Genomic DNA, 15,169 nt, shown 5'->3' with positions numbered 1-15,169 from the left:
GATGAAGACGGCTTGCGCCGCTTGCGTCGCCTCCGGTGAGTGAGCACATGACCCAGACATTGGCGCAGATGGTCGACGTCGATCTTCAAACGATGCGGAACCGCTATTTGCCGGAAGAGCTTCGGGCGCTTTACCGCACGGAAGCAACCGCACTGCGGAAAGCGGCATCCAGGCGAGGCCTATGGATGGCAGTTTTCGTCTATCTACTGTTTTCGATCACGGACATTCTGCTCATCGGGGATGTGGCCGTGTACACGATTGCGGCGCGTTTCGCTGTCGGCTCGATTGTTGTCGGCGTGCTGGAATTGCAGTACCGCTTCGATCTGGGAGCAGACTGGCTAGACGCCACCTGCGCAGTGGCCCTCGTGTCGGGTTACATCGCTTGGCTACTGCCCGCCATGACGACGGGCGAAATCCAGAATATGTCCTACTACATGGTTTTCGGAGCCATCTTTATGATGGGGGTCAATCTGTTCTTCAGTTTCCGGTTTGCCCTTTCGGTGATCGCATCAGGAACAGTGCTCGGTGCCTTTTTGACCTCTCTCTTCTTCTTTCCCGCAAACAGCTATCACACGCTGGCATTTGTCGTCTTTTACGTGTCGTGTTTCGTGTTCACCTCATATGTGAACTGGAAGCTGAACGTCGAGCGCTACAATGTTTTTCTGAATTCTCTTGAAGCGAGGGTCCAGCATCAGGAGGCGACCGAACGTGGGAAGGCGCTTCTCAGCTTGTCGAATACGGACCCGTTGACCGGTTTGGAAAATCGCCGGGCAATCGACCAGACACTTCGCGAGTTTTGGGATGGCTGGCAAAGGCATGGCCGGAGCTTTTGCGCGATACTGATCGACGTCGACTTCTTTAAGAAATACAACGACTTTTACGGACATCAGGAAGGCGACCGATGCCTCGTTCTGGTGGCAAGCGCTCTGCGCCATTCGATCGAAGCCTTCAATGGATCGATCGGGCGTTATGGTGGCGAGGAATTCATAGTCCTGGCACCTGCGGAGACGACCGAACAGGTGGCCGAACTCGCCGAGACCATTCGAAGGACGGTCGAGGATTTGGGGCAGTTGCACGAGCAGCGAAGGGACGGTTCATCGTTGGTGACCGTCAGCGTCGGTGCTGCCTTGACCAGGCCTCAGACCGGATCGAAGCTCGAAAAACTCATTCACGACGCCGACCGCGCCCTTTATGGAGCGAAGGCCAGCGGTCGAAACTGCGCGCGCCTCTATGATCCGAACGATGTCCAGGGAGGTGATGACGGGGAGAATATCGCCGCGTTGCTGAAAATTGCGCTGGCTAGAGATCTGGTCTCGCTTGTCTATCAACCGATCCACAATGTTGCGTCGGGCGGAATAGAGGCCGTCGAAGCATTGATGCGACTGAGGTCCCTGGATGGCACTCCACTCCCGCCCAGTCTCTTCATACCCGTCGCCGAGCGGACCGTTGCAATAATCGAGCTTGGTAATTGGGTCCTGCGAACCGTCTGTCGGGATCTTCTGGCCGACAACCATGTCGATGTCGTTACCGTCAACGTCTCCCCGGTTCAACTCAAGACTCCCGGCTTTGCGGCATCGGTTGCCGCCATCCTCGCCGAGACCGGCGTAGAGGGTATAAAGCTGGCGTTCGAGATCACAGAGGGTCTGGAACTGGAGGCCAACTCACGGGTGCTCCACTGCCTCTCAGATCTTAGGAAGCTGGGGATAAGGATTTGGCTGGACGACTTCGGAACGGGCTTTGCCGGCCTTTCCTGGCTTCGCCTGATCGACTTCGACACGGTAAAAATCGACCGCTCCTTCCTGCATGACGCCGCCACGCCAAGAGGCAAGGCCATGCTCCGGGATATCGTCGGACTTCTGCGAAATCGTGGCCACAACATTCTCGTCGAAGGCGTGGAGAACGAGGATCAATTGGCCCTGACGAGAGAACTTTGGATAGATCAGGTCCAAGGCTTCCACCTCGGCCATCCAGTTCCGGCGGAATACATCCGCAGACACCGAATGAGTGCCCGCGTGGATCTCGCCTAGCGACGAGCTCCTCATTGGTCCAGGAGTTTGAAACTCACTGCCGCTTCGACGGCTGAAGCATTGCCTGTTCGACCGACTCCTTCCCGTAGATCCCTTTCTCAGCCTGCTCCGGCGTCGGCAATACCTGGGGCGGGACGCACTGATTGCGCCAAGCGAAAACTCGTTTCGCCAATCGGCGGCTGTGCGCTAAGCATAGCAACTCAAAAGCCGAATGGATTCGTCTCATGCATCTACAGCCGCAGCACCGGATCTATATCTGCTTCTTTCTTTTTGCCGCATCGCTTGGAGCGTTGCTGGCCAGGATGCCCGATCTGCAGGTAGCACTTGCCGTCGACAAGTCCGAACTGGGCGCAACCATTATCGGCATGGCACTAGGCGCCCTGATTTCACTGACTTTCTCCTCGCCGCTCATCGCGCGTCTTGGAGCGCGCACCACGGCCCTCATTACCGTTCTCGGAACGTCCGCATTGCTCGCTCTCGTTCCCTGGGTCGGGACCGCGCCCGGCGTCTTTAGCGTTTTGTTCTGCGAGGGACTTTTGGCGGGGGCACTCGAGATCAACCTCAATGTTGAGATCGGCCGCATCGAGGCGCTGGCGGGTCGCAGCCTCATGAATAGGGCACACGGCTTCTGGAGCCTTGGGTTCTTCGTCACGGCGCTTGCCGCCTCGATGATCCGCCAGGCAGGCGTGTCGATGGAACTTCATCTTGCGATGACATTTGCCGCTGTTGTCGTCATTGGCTCCTGGGCGATTTTCGGAATGCGAAATGCGCCGACGCCGACCGTCTCAGGTGAAACGAAGACGCCATTGATCGCTCTCCCGACATTGGGATTGTTGCCCCTCTGCGTGATGGGCATTGCTGCGTTCCTTGTCGAAGGAGCGGGGATCGACTGGTCGGCGATCTACATGCGTGACGTCTTCGCGGTAGAACCTCTGGTCGGCGGTCTGGGATTAACCCTGTTCACGTTCTTCATGGCTCTTGCACGTCTGTTCGTCGACCCGCTCGTCGATCGATTTGGTGCGCGAGCCATGGCCGGTGGCCTCCTCATTCTGTCGGCATCCGGCTTGGTCGCCGTGTGGCTTGCACCACACCCCTATGTGGCGTTGTTCGGCTTTGCCTTGATGGGGGCGGGATGCAGTGCCGTTTATCCCCTGGCGGTTTCTGCAGCGGCACAGCGTAAGGACAGGGCACCTTCCCTCAACGTCGCCGCGCTCGCGCAGATGACGTTCGTCGTCTTCTTTCTCGCGCCGCCCCTGCTCGGCTTCATTGCGGAGCATGCCGGCATCAGGACTTCCTATCTCGCCTGTTTGCCGCTCATTATCTACGCCTTGTTTTCGATCAATGCGCTCAGCTCTCGCATAGGAGCCAATCAAACCGTCGACGTCGTTCGTCTCTGATGGTCATGGGTGATATGGCGGAGGCCTATTTCACATGATTGAGCACGATCATCTTGTCTTCTGACATCTCCTCCATCGTCCAGGGAATGCCACCTATTCCATAGCCGGACTGGCGACGTCCGGTGAACGGCATCCAGTCGGTTCGGAAAGCGGTGTGATCGTTGATCAAGACGGCGGAGGCATCCAGCCTGCGCGCGGCATGCAGTGCAGACTTGATGTCGTTTGAAAAAATGCTCGACTGGAACGCATAGGCAAGTGAGTTGGCAAGAGCGATCGCATCGTCAAGCTCGGTAAAGCCGTAGACACATGTCAAAGGACCAAACACTTCGAGTTTCGAAACCTTGGCATCCGCCGGCGGGTTGACCAAAACAGACGGCAAGAGCGTCGTTTCTGAAAATCTACCACCGCCAATGATCCGCGTGCCGGAGGCTTTGGCTTCGTCGATCCAGGCTGAAACGCGCTCGGTCTCACGCGGCAAGATCAGCGGCCCGACCTCCGTCTCCTTCAGGAGCGGATCTCCGACCCTCAGCTGCGCGACGCGAGCTTCCAGACGCTCGATGAAATCCGTCATCAGGCTCTGGTGTACGAATATCCGCTGGACTGATACACAGACCTGGCCGGCGTGATAGTAACCGCCCTTGACGATCGGTTCGATGATGTCTGCGGGGTTTGCGCTGCGGTCGACAATTACCGGTGCGGCTCCGCCGTGCTCAAGTGCGCAGCGGGTGCCGGGCGGCAATTTGCTTTTGAGGTACCAGCCAACACGTGCAGAGCCGATGAAACTGAGGAAAGCCACCCGGCTGTCGGTTGCCAGGCGTTCGGCCAGTTCATTGTCGTCGGTTACAAGGGTCTGGCACCACGCCTCGTCGAGACCCGCTTCCCAGAACAGCGAGACAAGCTTGAGGCAGGAGATGGGCGTGGTCGCAGCCGGCTTGACGATCACCGGACATCCCACCGCCACAGCCGGAGCAACCTGGTGGATGATCAGGTTCAAAGGATGGTTGAAGGCGGAGATCGCCGCGACGACGCCGATCGGCTCCTTTGTTGTAAACGCCAATCGGTGAGCGCTTGCCGCAGTCAGACCCATCGGAATTTCACGGCCGGCGAAATTGCGCAGTTCGTCGGCGGCGTCGACCAGCCCGTCGATCGCCCGTGTCACCTCGACGATCGCGTCGGCGAGAGGCTTGCCGCCTTCCCTGGCGATCGTCTTTTCGAATTCATCCCGACGCCCTTCCAGCAGGACGGCCGTCTTTCGAAGGATGGAGATGCGCGCGTGCGGCGCCAGCCAGCCGTCGCGATCAGCAAAGGCCCCCGCTGCCGCAGCCAATTTTCGTTCGAGAGACGCGCTGTCGTCTGTGGGGACCTCTGAAATCAAAGCGCGATCGAAGGCTTGGAAGACCTTGAGAGCATTCGGCATAATCAGTTCTCCAGAATCGCAGGAAGGCGCTCGCGAAGTTCCCTGACAAGGACCCGCTCATTTTCGGAATAGTCGATGGGGACGTTCACCAAGTGGACGCCGCCACCGTCAAATGCCTTTTGCAGCACGCTCTTGAACTGGCCGATTGTGTTGACCCGCGTCCCCTTCGCCCCATAGGCCTCGGCATATTTGACGAAATCAGGATTGTCGAACGTCATGCCGAAATCAGGGAATTCGTCGACAGCCTGCTTCCACCGGATCATGCCGTAAGCTTTGTCCTCGATGACCAGGACCACGAGGTTCAACTCCAGGCGGACAGCCGTCTCGAGTTCCTGGCTGTTCATCATGAAACCGCCGTCGCCGCAAATTGCCATGACGCGACGACCGGGATAGAGCATCGAAGCCATCATCGCCGACGGAAGTCCTGCTCCCATCGTCGCTAACGCATTGTCCAGAAGCAGCGTATTTGCCATTTTGGTGCGGTAGTTCCGCGCAAACCAGATCTTGTACATGCCGTTGTCCAGCGCCAGGATGCCATCGGGCGGCATCACCTCGCGGATATCATGCACGAGGCGCTGCGGCGTAAACCGGTCCTCGGTCGCCCTATCGCCGATCCGTGCAAGAATGCGTTCGCGCAAATGGAGCAGCGCCTGCGCGTTCGGAAGTTTTCCTTCGAGCCTGTCTGCTAGCGCCTTCAGCGATGCGCCGATATCGCCAATCACCTCGGACTGAGGGAAATACACCTGCTCGACACTGGCCGGCAGATATCCGACATGCACCACCTTCGGTCCCTCGCCACCCATGATGAATGGAGGCTTTTCGATTGTGTCGTGACCGATCGTTATGATCAGATCCGCCTGTCCGATGGCCTCGTGGACATAGTCACGCTCGGAAAGCGCCGCCGTGCCCATGTACAATTCCGTACCACCCGGTACCGTGCCCTTGCCCATTTGCGTGGTGAAGAACGGTATCTTTGTACGCAGGACGAACTGGGCGATGTCGGACGTCGATCGCGGCCGTGAGGCGGCCGCTCCCATCATCAAAAGCGGCCGCTTGGCTTTAAGAATGAGGCCGGCGGCGCGATCGAGCGCAACTTCGCTTGCGGCCGGCAAATCGACCGGGTGCGGCGCGATCAACGGGACATCTTCGCATTCCTCCGCGGCAATGTCCTCGGGAAGCTCCAGATGCACCGGGCCGGGCCGCTCCTCTTGTGCCACGCGAAATGCTTCCCTGACCATGGTCGGGATCATCAACGGTGAGACGATCTGCCTTGCCAGCTTCGTCAACGGCTTCATCGAGGCGACAACGTCGACAATTTGGAAACGGGCCTGCCGGGAAGACAGGATACCCTTCTGACCCGTGATCATGATCATCGGCATCGCGCCAAGAAGTGCGTAGGCAGCTCCGGTGGAAAGGTTCAAGGCGCCCGGTCCGAGCGTGGTCAGGCATACGCCAGGTCTGCCCGTGAGGCGCCCGTAAGTTGCCGCCATGAACGCGGCTGCCTGTTCATGTCTGGTAAGCACCAACTGGATCGAGGATTTTCGGATGGATTCGACGACGTCGAGGTTTTCTTCACCCGGGATACCGAATATTCGATCCACGCCCTCGTTTTCTAGCGCGGCGATAAGAAGGTCAGAACCTTTGGTCATGGGAGAATGCCTTGGCTTGGGAGTATTGGATACACGGGAGATCGCCGCGCCACAGTGAGACTATGGAACGGACTTGATGAGAATATGGCAGTGGTGCGGCTTTGACTTGTACGGAAAGCGCGTCAATCGTCGATTTTCGAGATGCTCTGCTGAACAAAGCTCATTTTGGCCTTTGATCAGCGAGACGATCGATTTCAGTGATCGATCGGTGTTTCGAGGCCCAGGACCAAATTGACGACTTCAATCAAATCGCCCTCGCCGTTTCGATCGTCGGCGAACTGCTTGAAAATACCGGCCATTCCCTCGAACACCAGTGATGCGGGATTCTCCGGGCCGAGAAATTCGGCAATCTCCATCATCTCTCCTTCCCACCGATAGGCCTTAGGGTACATGTCGGGGATCGAGCGCCGCAGCCGGGTTTGGATCTCGGGCATGGTTCCGGCCATCACCGTTCGCAAGCCGTCGGCGGTATCGGTCTTTGCGGCAGCGAGAAACATTGCTGCTCCTAATCCGATCATTCCCTTATTCACCCCGGCGTAGACCATCTTCAAGGCGGATGCGGCACCGATTTTGCCTTCGATTCTTCGAACCTTAAGCTTCAGGAGCGTCAGGATTTCGGTCCTGAGATTCGGATCACCGCTGATATACAAGGCCGGACCTGCTCCGTCAGCGCTCGGAGGGCCGCCAATGATTGCGCCATCGACGACCTCACATCCCGTGCCTGAAAGGATTGCGGCAACTTCGCCCATGGTCTTCGGGTTTATGGCATTGCAATCGACATAGGCGGGCTTTTCGCGAGCTTGCGCCAAAACGTCGACAAACAGGCGTGCAACAGCGGTCGCGTTCGAGGGTGGAACGATCGACAGGATCAGATCGGCTTTCGCCATCTCGACAAGCCCGACGGGTTCCATCCCGGCGGATTCGGCCCGGGCAATGGTTGCACCACTGCGCCCGTCCAAATGAGTAATGACGCGAGCGCCGTTTTCGATCAGGCGCTGCCCGACAGCACCTCCCATCGCTCCCACGCCCATGATCGCGATCGTGTACGTCATCTCTTCCCTCCAGACCGATGAGACGGAAGGTACCTGTTTCAGTTCGTATTGTCTGGAAAAGCTGTTGGTTCCTTGCCGGTGAAGTTCGAGAAGCTTTCATAGACCAGGTTGGGGCGGTGTTCGGCGGGATAGTGGCTGTCGGAATGGTCCAACCCTCAAATCCGGCGCCCAGAGAGACCAAGCCTCGATTGGCTTGAGATGACGGCCGACATGGCTGTTGCTGCCCCAAAGGACCATGACGGCGCACTGTATCTGCCTATTGCCGAAATCTTCGCTGTCCATGGCGAGATCCAGCGTGACCGTGGCGCGGTAGTCTTCGCAGACGGCGTGGATCTGCTTCGCAGTTGTGCAGCGCGCATATTCCTTGAAAGCCTCCGGTGTAAATAGCTGCCGCCCCACGCCTTTCTTATTGAGCTTGTATTGAACGTAATAGTCGAGGTCGGCGCAGATGAGCTTTTCGGGGAATGGCTCTTTCTGCGCCGTGAAAAAAACCAGTGATAGCTCTCCAATCCCCATCCCAATGTCACATTGGTCAGGAGGTGATAGGTGGCGACGATGTCCAGCGCACAGAAACGCGTAACCCTTCCGGATGATCCGGCGCCATTCTGAATCCGACGCGCACACCTCGGTCGTGGCCAGCGAGCGCAAACTGTTCGAAGCCGCGCTCGCTCATCACGTCGCATGCATCATCTCCCATAGCCCTGAAGGAATAGGCGGCGTGGTCCGGGCCTCCGTCCGGCTGGGAGTGTTCCATAGCGAAGTTTGACCGCAACGTCGCCTCCGAAGCCCCGGACGGCGCATTTTCAAGCAAAGGATCGGTTCATGATGGAGCCAGCCAAAGCACCGCATCGGCCAATTATTGGGCGACACCACGGGCATTGGCCCCCGGGAAATTTTGGCGCGTGATTGCCGATCGCAGGCTGGCTGATGTCGCGCGGATCGTGCTGCTCGGCGACCGGCGTGTGCTGAAGTGGGCGCGGGCGATGCGGATGTCGGGCTTTCGGTCCGCCGTGTGGACGCCATCCTTCCGATCGACTGGGATGCTGACGAAAGTCCGATCATCGACCTTGGAAACATAGACCCGGAGACCCTGCCCCGTGGTGTCATGTCGCCAGGTCCGGCAAACTGACAGGGAAAAACCTGACAGAGGCAGTTCGGCTGGCCCTATCGAGCGCCCAGCCTGTCAGGTCCAGGATCGTGCGCGTGATACTCTAAAGCAAATGACTAAGGGGCCAACTGCGGATCGGGTTGCTTGGGCAAGCCTTTTGGCGACCTATTTCGTCAAACGGGCGACCTCGTTGACAAGCGGCAAGTTTTGAAAACGTTCAAGGAGTCTATTCTTCATTTCCGCAGTGATCGGTGAGTCAGCAATTATAGACGGCCATACATCGAGCGCCTTTTTCACGGTTTCCATAACCTGGCCAATGAGAACCCGTGGCTCGATCCTCAAAGCGGCCGCGGCCCGCTCGAACTTGTGGAGATTTATAAGGTTGGGGTCTTTTGTCCCGCCGAATTCTAGAGCCATGTTAGCGTCCCCGTAGAGGAAAGTTGGTACAATATCATACGCCGGTGTAAGCGAGACATCTCCGCCGATCGGATAGATGAAAGACCAGTTTTTCAAATGAGCGTCGCCATTTCCCAGCATCAGGTTCACGACGATACGCCTGACGCTCTCAAGCAGTTCTCCCCTGCTGTCACGACAAAAGCGTTGCACGATGTTCATTATCGTTGTTTCGTTCGCTTTCGTATATTTCTGATCGCCCACGGCGCCGACGATCTGTGCAAAATCTTCAACTTGTATCCGGCCGCCTTCCGGTCCTCGATCAAACCTCTCAACCACGAGCGACCGCTTGTCGCCCACGAGATATTGCTCTGGAATGCCTTCAATATTCTCGCTGCTGACAAGCTCGGCTTTGGCGACACGAATGTCCAGTGCTTCAGCGAGCTTGAGCGCTGTCCATTCAACCTCGGGCAGCAGCGCGTGCTGGGGAGATGGCGTCTTCAGAATCAGGTGACCGTCGCCTTTTTGGGCCGGAATAGTCAGTGAACCTCGGTTGGTGACCGAAAATTTCAATTGCACACCTGCCAGGGAAAAGCGGATCGGCGGGGAAGATGCGCGTTCGAGTGCGACGACTTTATCTTGTCGAAGCACCGCCTGCTCAATTCCGGCTTCTTGCCTTGCAATTAAGGCTCCGGGCAAGTCCTCCCCCAGTCTCGCCAGAACGTCGAAGTTATCGAACGCGCCAGCCCCGAATTCCTTTTCAACTAGCTCTCGAAGCGCTCCCTCGGGAAGCATGTTTTGAAAAAATGGCGGCAATGATCCGCCTTGCATTACTTTATCGCTGGTCGATCTTAGCCTGACTCGGGTGTCATCTTCGATTCCTCCACGCCATGACAAGCTGACCAAGGGACGATCTGATCCGAGATTGATGTAGCCATCATCAATCGTGAACCTGACCGTGCCCGACGGCTCCCGGACGAGCGAGCCGATCCGTAGCTCTCTACCTTGAGCCACCAGTAGCGTAACCCCAATCACGCCGGTCCGATTAACGATCAACAACGGCATTGTCCTCATCGTCATGGCTGTCATCGATAAAGACCTCATCGAAGACACTTGGAACATTATATGCTGGCGATGTCTGTCGTTCCCGCGGGCTGATCATTGACAGAACGTCCGCGACCTTTTCGTGTGGCACAAACATCAATGTCATTCCCAACGCCGATCCCAGTTCGTCCAGAAACTCGATCGTGCTGTTTGCTTTTCCATTTTCAAATTCGCTTATCCGGGCGGGTGTTTTTCCCGTCCTGCGCGCGATATCATGGATCCGGAATCGGCGGCTTTTCCGGGCTTCCGAAATTTGCTTGCCCAGCATGGTTTTCGTATCCAAACTCCGTTCCCTTTCATTTTAATGAAATTTTCTCTCCATTGTCCCATATAAAGAAAAATTGGGCAAGTTTTCTTCATAAGGAAAACTATCTAGAGAGTTTCAATATAATGGAACTTTGCCCGCAGCGGAGATGTTAGTCGGTTTTTAATTCGTCCTTTTCCGGCCCCATGAGTTTCATGGCCGGCCACAAATGCCGGTCCGAAGCAAGAACGAAAACGAAAACGCAGCGCGATCCAGGAATTCGTCCCGAATTGGTCTCTCGCCCCCGTCGTTCGAGCGCTGCAGACCCTTCGAGGTGTCGATCTGATTGTCGCGGCGACCCGCAACTGGATGGTGATGTACGATTGGCTCGACGACATTTGCGATGATGTCGTCCTCGCCCATCCGTTGAAGGTCAAGGCGATTGCTGACGCCAAGATCAAGACCGACAAGATCGATGCGACGGTGCTGGCGCATCTGCTGCTCGCCGATCTGGTGCCGGAGGCGCCAAGCGAGAAGTCACGGGAGCGGCGCGTCGCGCTGCGCGAGCGGATGTTTTACGTGCGGCTGCGGACGATGACCAAGAACCGGGTTGTTACCGTGTTTGATCGCTATCCGGAGCCGACGGCGCAATTGAAGAAGCTCGGTGATCTGTTCGGCAAGGCCGGCCGTGTCCAACTGGCACAGGTCAACGTCGGAAATCGACCGCATCCAGATCGACCGCGGCCTCGCCTTCATCGGCGACATCGACATGCGGATCAAGCAATCGGAATCAACGATCCGGGCGATGACGAAGACCAATGCCAATGTGAAGCGGTTGAAGACGATCCCCGGCATCGGCGAGTTCTTCGCCCGGCTGATTGACGCGGAGATCGACGACGTCAGCCGCTTCCGTAACCCGAAGAAGCTTGCTGCCTATGCCGGGCTTGTGCCGTCGACCTATTCGAGCGGCGGCAAGACCTATCATGGCAACATCATCAGGCAGGGCAACAAGTGGCTGCGCTGGGCCTTCGTGGAAGCGGTTTCTCCCGCCATCGCCAGCGATGCGCAAGTTCGTGCCCAATATGAACAATTGAAGATCAGAGGAACAAACAAGGCGCGCGTGGCGATTGCGCGCAAGCTTTTGACGATTGCCTTCCAGATCCCGCGTGACCAGCGCGCTTACGAGCCGCGCGACACCGCCAGACATGGGAAGCAAATGGAAATCCACATGGGCTGCCACCCTTCGGGGCTGATTAAGGCGTGCCTTTACGCGGCTGCAATTTGTAAGCGTCCCGGCCGCCAGACAATGATTTGACTTACATGAGCGTTTCCTCCCACCGCAAAGATCCAGGGCAGGAGAGTTCACAGGCAACTGAGGGTGGCGCCATCGTTTGGGTCATTCATTCTCGTAATCGATGCTCGCAGTAAGGGCCTCGTCCATCGCGATCCTCCGCTTTGATTCGGCGATGATATGTTCGGTGATATCGGTAGCGTCGTCATACCCTTCAGCGCGGAGCTGTCAGGCCCCCGTATCGGAGAAAAAGTGCAGCGTCTTCATCTCCTCCCATCATTTCTATGAAGCGTTCTCGCAAGCTCATGGTCTTCCTCCCAAGACTGATATCCCAACGTCGCTGAGTTGATTTGTGAAGACAATAAACAAACAGACGCCAAAGAAGCCCGCGCACAAGCTGGGCATTCCAGAACACAACCTGGGGCAGCGGGCATACAACGAGACAGGCCCAAGGAACTCGGAAACCCGTCTCCGCCCTGAATACACCCCGAAACATCCAATCGCATCGCTGAGCACCGAGGGTGCCAAGCTTTGGCGATCAATCGGACGACACAATGACGAAAACCAAGGGGCGGCCAAGCTCTTTTCAATCAAGAGGCAGCGGATGCGATTTGCGAACGCCTCAGCGTCGCGGAGAACCTGCTGGTGAGGGCGACTGGGAATCGATCTTCGCTGCGCTATCTACTTAAAGCCATTTGATCAGCGAGAGAACTGTAGGGGGAGTATCATGGAGCCCATGGGGCCGAAGGAGTTGCTGTTTGCGCCGAGCGAATGGGTGCCGAACAATCAACGCTTGAGCGTCCTGATCTATAGTCTGGCATCAACCAAATTAGAATTAAGCGCCAAGGGCTTCGAAAGGCTTTTCAAGGCCAATGAATGGGTGGGAATTTGGCGAAATGGCGTCTTCACCTATCAACATTACCACGTCCATGCGCATGAGGTGCTAGCGGTCGCAAGAGGAAATGCAAAGCTTCTTATCGGAGGCCCTACAGGACGCGAGATCGACGTATCCAGTGGTGATTGTTTAGTTCTTCCCTCAGGGACGGGTCACTGCAATCTTGGCTCATCCCCGGATTTCCTAGTCGTTGGAGGGTACCCGCCAAAGCAACATGCCGATATCCAACGCGGCCCCGTTTCGGATCGCCAGCTTGCAGACATCGCGAGCGTTGCGTTGCCTAAAACCGACCCGATCTATGGACGCGACGGTCCCCTAGTTCATCTTTGGCACTAAACTGCCTGCCCTGATGCCGCAAGTCATCCTCGGATGTCCTGCCATTGCTTCACGTCCTCGCTTTGAACCCAAACGGTTGCCTCTTCACCTTCTCGACCCAGCTGAAGCTTGTAGTTTGCAACCTCGCCAAAGAAATCAGAGTTTTCGAGTAACCAATTTGGCGAAATCTCGTCGGCTCCGGCTTTATCCTCAAGGGCCTCGCGAGTGACAATGACCAGCCAGTCCGTTTCGCCATCCGACATCGGGACATGGGCATTCTCGTCCATGATAAAGGGCGGCATCCCGGGCCTTATAAAAAGCGTCATATCGAACTCCCTGCTATTTTTCGGAGAACTCGGCAGGAACCATCACACGTTCCGGCATTCGAAGGAAGAGCCCAACGCTACGGCCAGGCTCTTCCATAATATGGATCTTTACTTGAGCGGATAGCGATCCGCCTAGGGCGGTATTGGTCATAGGTCGGACGGTTGGCGATGTCGCCCAAGTGTCTGGCGCACTACTGGTTGGACTGAGCTTGGGACCTGCCACTGATATGGTCGAGCTGCTCAACTACAATGATCGTTGGAAGATAAATCGAAGGGTGTGACCATGGAGGAAGAACGGGCGAAGGCTGCTGAAGCGTTTACCCGTCATTCAAGGAAGTTTGCCGCTCCTATGGCGAGGCTGCACTCGCTCGCAACCAATTGCGCGATGATCCCCAACAAGCCGACAGACTTCAAATAGTCGAGCTGTTCTGCGAAAAGCTGGAAAATGAAGTTCGCGGTCGTCTCGGCCCTCGGAGTTGACCCTCAGATCCGGAACGGGACTGGTCGGCCAAATTTGCCTAGATGGGCATTGCCAGTTCGCAGTTGCCCACCTTCCCGCCGCGCCCAATTGAGCAACTGGAACACAAAGGCAGTTCCGGTGACGGGTCTTTGCCATCATGGCCTTTGCTGAATGCGATTTGACTGCCCAGCATCCAGACTGCCACCAAAAGGGGGTCTGGCCCTAGACGTTAGCCGCACTAGCCCCAAACAGCTTATCGGAGTAATCGTGAAGAGCGGTCAGAGAACTTTCAGCACGATCTTTCCCTTGTTTCGCGCTCTTTTTCCTTCCAGCATCTCGTGGGCGCTGATCGCATCCGAGAGTGGAAGCACAGTGCCGACGTTGGTGTTCAGAATCCCGCCGTCAACCATAGTTGCGATGTCGTTCAAGTCAGCCGTCGACACTGCGACAAGAAAAAACACTGCGGTGACGGCATGTTTTTCCGCCAACTGTTGATCAGGTTGCGAAACAGCGGAAACAAGCTTGCCCCCCCGCTTAAGTACGGCAAATGATCGGACCTGCGTTTCGCCCCCGACCAGATCGATCACAGCGTCGACCTCCGAAACCTGATTTTCGAACCGGCTGCCGCGGTGATCGATGGCCTGGTCCGCTCCCAGCCTTTTGACCTCTTGCAAGTCGTCGGCGCTTGCGGTGGCGATAACCTTGAGGCCGGCCTTGTGAGCCAATTGAACTGCGTAGGCTCCGACATTACCGGCAGCGCCGTGGATGAGGACCGTGGCGCCCTGCTTCAAGCCGGCCTGATCGAACAGGGCCTGCTTGGCCGTGACGGCGATTACCGGAATAGATGCTGCTTCGATATCATCGATTGTCTTCGGCTTGCGGGCGATCATTCCGGCGCTGGCAATGGCGTATTCGGCATAGGCACCGATGAAGCGGGGGTTCGTGACACCATAGACCGCGTCGCCCTGCTCGAACGAATGCACGTCATCGCCAATCGCTTCGACAACGCCGGAAAGGTCCGAGCCGAGCGTCAATGGAAGAGGCTGCGGTAGCGCGCTGTGCCCGGCGCGTATCCAGCCGTCCCAGGGGCCAACGCCGGCGGCATGTACCTTGACGAGGACTTCGTTGGCACCTGGAGCCGGGCGATCGATGTCTTCCGCGCGAATGACCTCGGGGCCTCCGAATTCGTGGACGCGATAGGCTTTCATAGTGTTTGTCATTTCAATTCTCCTTGGTGAACGTCGATATGGTTTCGAGTTGACGTCTTTATTCTCTCATTGGGACGAAGATGGACTGTCAGACACGTTAGCAGGCTAGCGTGCGCCTTTCTGCTGAGAGCTTTCCGCCAGGCTTTTGCGCAAGAAGCGATGCCAGCAATCCGATCTACTCGCTTCAGCGGGGATTGCTCGGGGTCACCGACTGCTTTCGGACGTGCCAACCACGGACCCGTCGCCTACGATGATGCAAAGCTCATCGGGTGGCAAATCGCCA

Annotated in this window: 12 protein-coding genes and 1 pseudogene; 5 read left to right on the top strand and 8 right to left on the bottom strand. The window is 57.0% G+C overall.

Annotated features, from left to right (window positions below; all coding sequences use genetic code 11):
- Window positions 1–47 precede the first annotated feature (47 nt).
- On the top strand, window positions 48–2,027 hold the full coding sequence (locus CPY51_RS27770; protein WP_111163452.1) for a putative bifunctional diguanylate cyclase/phosphodiesterase: 1,980 nt from the start codon (window positions 48–50) through the stop codon (window positions 2,025–2,027).
- Window positions 2,028–2,251: 224 nt separating this feature from the next.
- Complete coding sequence (locus CPY51_RS27765) at window positions 2,252–3,424, top strand: MFS transporter (protein WP_111163451.1); 1,173 nt, start codon at window positions 2,252–2,254, stop codon at window positions 3,422–3,424.
- Window positions 3,425–3,449: 25 nt separating this feature from the next.
- Here the strand turns inward: CPY51_RS27765 and CPY51_RS27760 are convergent, their stop codons facing one another.
- From CPY51_RS27760 to CPY51_RS27745, 4 genes are all read right to left on the bottom strand, one after another.
- On the bottom strand, window positions 3,450–4,841 hold the full coding sequence (locus CPY51_RS27760) for an aldehyde dehydrogenase family protein (RefSeq protein ID WP_111163450.1): 1,392 nt from the start codon (window positions 4,839–4,841) through the stop codon (window positions 3,450–3,452).
- 2 nt (window positions 4,842–4,843) lie between these two features.
- Window positions 4,844–6,490 (bottom strand): acetolactate synthase large subunit, encoded by a 1,647-nt coding sequence (locus CPY51_RS27755; protein WP_111163449.1) that lies wholly within the window; start codon window positions 6,488–6,490, stop codon window positions 4,844–4,846.
- A gap of 194 nt (window positions 6,491–6,684) precedes the next feature.
- Window positions 6,685–7,542 (bottom strand): NAD(P)-dependent oxidoreductase, encoded by an 858-nt coding sequence (locus CPY51_RS27750; RefSeq protein ID WP_111163448.1) that lies wholly within the window; start codon window positions 7,540–7,542, stop codon window positions 6,685–6,687.
- Between the two features lie 96 nt (window positions 7,543–7,638).
- Complete coding sequence (locus CPY51_RS27745) at window positions 7,639–8,058, bottom strand: hypothetical protein (RefSeq protein ID WP_111163447.1); 420 nt, start codon at window positions 8,056–8,058, stop codon at window positions 7,639–7,641.
- Window positions 8,059–8,512: 454 nt separating this feature from the next.
- On the opposite strand from CPY51_RS27745, the gene CPY51_RS32585 reads away from it, so the two are divergent.
- Complete coding sequence (locus tag CPY51_RS32585; RefSeq protein ID WP_154677744.1) at window positions 8,513–8,671, top strand: hypothetical protein; 159 nt, start codon at window positions 8,513–8,515, stop codon at window positions 8,669–8,671.
- A 144-nt stretch (window positions 8,672–8,815) separates the two neighbouring features.
- Here the strand turns inward: CPY51_RS32585 and CPY51_RS27740 are convergent, their stop codons facing one another.
- Window positions 8,816–10,132: a type II toxin-antitoxin system HipA family toxin gene (locus CPY51_RS27740; protein ID WP_195909641.1), complete on the bottom strand. Its 1,317-nt coding sequence runs from the start codon at window positions 10,130–10,132 to the stop codon at window positions 8,816–8,818.
- Entirely contained in the window at window positions 10,089–10,430 is a 342-nt protein-coding gene (locus CPY51_RS27735) for a helix-turn-helix domain-containing protein (RefSeq protein ID WP_146260180.1), read from the bottom strand. Before CPY51_RS27735 ends, CPY51_RS27740 begins: the two co-directional genes overlap by 44 nt.
- A 306-nt stretch (window positions 10,431–10,736) precedes the next feature.
- Here CPY51_RS27735 and CPY51_RS27730 point away from each other — a divergent pair.
- Window positions 10,737–11,583 (top strand): annotated as a pseudogene (locus CPY51_RS27730) (IS110 family RNA-guided transposase); the annotation flags it as partial.
- An 826-nt stretch (window positions 11,584–12,409) separates the two neighbouring features.
- Entirely contained in the window at window positions 12,410–12,913 is a 504-nt protein-coding gene (locus CPY51_RS27725) for a cupin (protein ID WP_420820748.1), read from the top strand.
- 23 nt (window positions 12,914–12,936) lie between these two features.
- On the opposite strand, the gene CPY51_RS27720 is transcribed toward CPY51_RS27725, so the two are convergent.
- Both CPY51_RS27720 and CPY51_RS27715 read right to left on the bottom strand, forming a co-directional pair.
- Window positions 12,937–13,218 carry a hypothetical protein gene (locus CPY51_RS27720; RefSeq protein WP_111163444.1) on the bottom strand — a complete coding sequence of 94 codons (282 nt, stop codon included), beginning with the start codon at window positions 13,216–13,218 and terminating at the stop codon, window positions 12,937–12,939.
- 738 nt (window positions 13,219–13,956) lie between these two features.
- Window positions 13,957–14,898, bottom strand: coding sequence for an NADP-dependent oxidoreductase (locus tag CPY51_RS27715; RefSeq protein ID WP_244598808.1), 942 nt, complete (start codon window positions 14,896–14,898; stop codon window positions 13,957–13,959).
- Between the last annotated feature and the right edge of the window lie 271 nt (window positions 14,899–15,169).

This window comes from Arminella tubonensis, assembly GCF_003240585.1.
Taxonomy (GTDB): domain Bacteria; phylum Pseudomonadota; class Alphaproteobacteria; order Rhizobiales; family Rhizobiaceae; genus Rhizobium; species Rhizobium tubonense.
The sequence above is the reverse complement of the archived record's forward strand: the minus strand, read 5'-3'. Positions and strand labels throughout refer to the sequence as shown.

Bases quoted from the DNA above. Each gene is read 5' to 3' on its own strand.
- CPY51_RS27720 (WP_111163444.1), bottom strand. From the start codon at position 13,218: ATGACGCTTTTTATAAGGCCCGGGATGCCGCCCTTTATCATGGACGAG.
- CPY51_RS27755 (WP_111163449.1), bottom strand. From the start codon at position 6,490: ATGACCAAAGGTTCTGACCTTCTTATCGCCGCGCTAGAAAACGAGGGC.
- CPY51_RS27715 (WP_244598808.1), bottom strand. From the start codon at position 14,898: ATGACAAACACTATGAAAGCCTATCGCGTCCACGAATTCGGAGGCCCC.
- CPY51_RS27765 (WP_111163451.1), top strand. From the start codon at position 2,252: ATGCATCTACAGCCGCAGCACCGGATCTATATCTGCTTCTTTCTTTTT.
- CPY51_RS27770 (WP_111163452.1), top strand. From the start codon at position 48: ATGACCCAGACATTGGCGCAGATGGTCGACGTCGATCTTCAAACGATG.
- CPY51_RS27740 (WP_195909641.1), bottom strand. From the start codon at position 10,132: ATGACAGCCATGACGATGAGGACAATGCCGTTGTTGATCGTTAATCGG.
- CPY51_RS27725 (WP_420820748.1), top strand. From the start codon at position 12,410: ATGGAGCCCATGGGGCCGAAGGAGTTGCTGTTTGCGCCGAGCGAATGG.
- CPY51_RS27745 (WP_111163447.1), bottom strand. From the start codon at position 8,058: ATGGGGATTGGAGAGCTATCACTGGTTTTTTTCACGGCGCAGAAAGAG.
- CPY51_RS27760 (WP_111163450.1), bottom strand. From the start codon at position 4,841: ATGCCGAATGCTCTCAAGGTCTTCCAAGCCTTCGATCGCGCTTTGATT.
- CPY51_RS27750 (WP_111163448.1), bottom strand. From the start codon at position 7,542: ATGACGTACACGATCGCGATCATGGGCGTGGGAGCGATGGGAGGTGCT.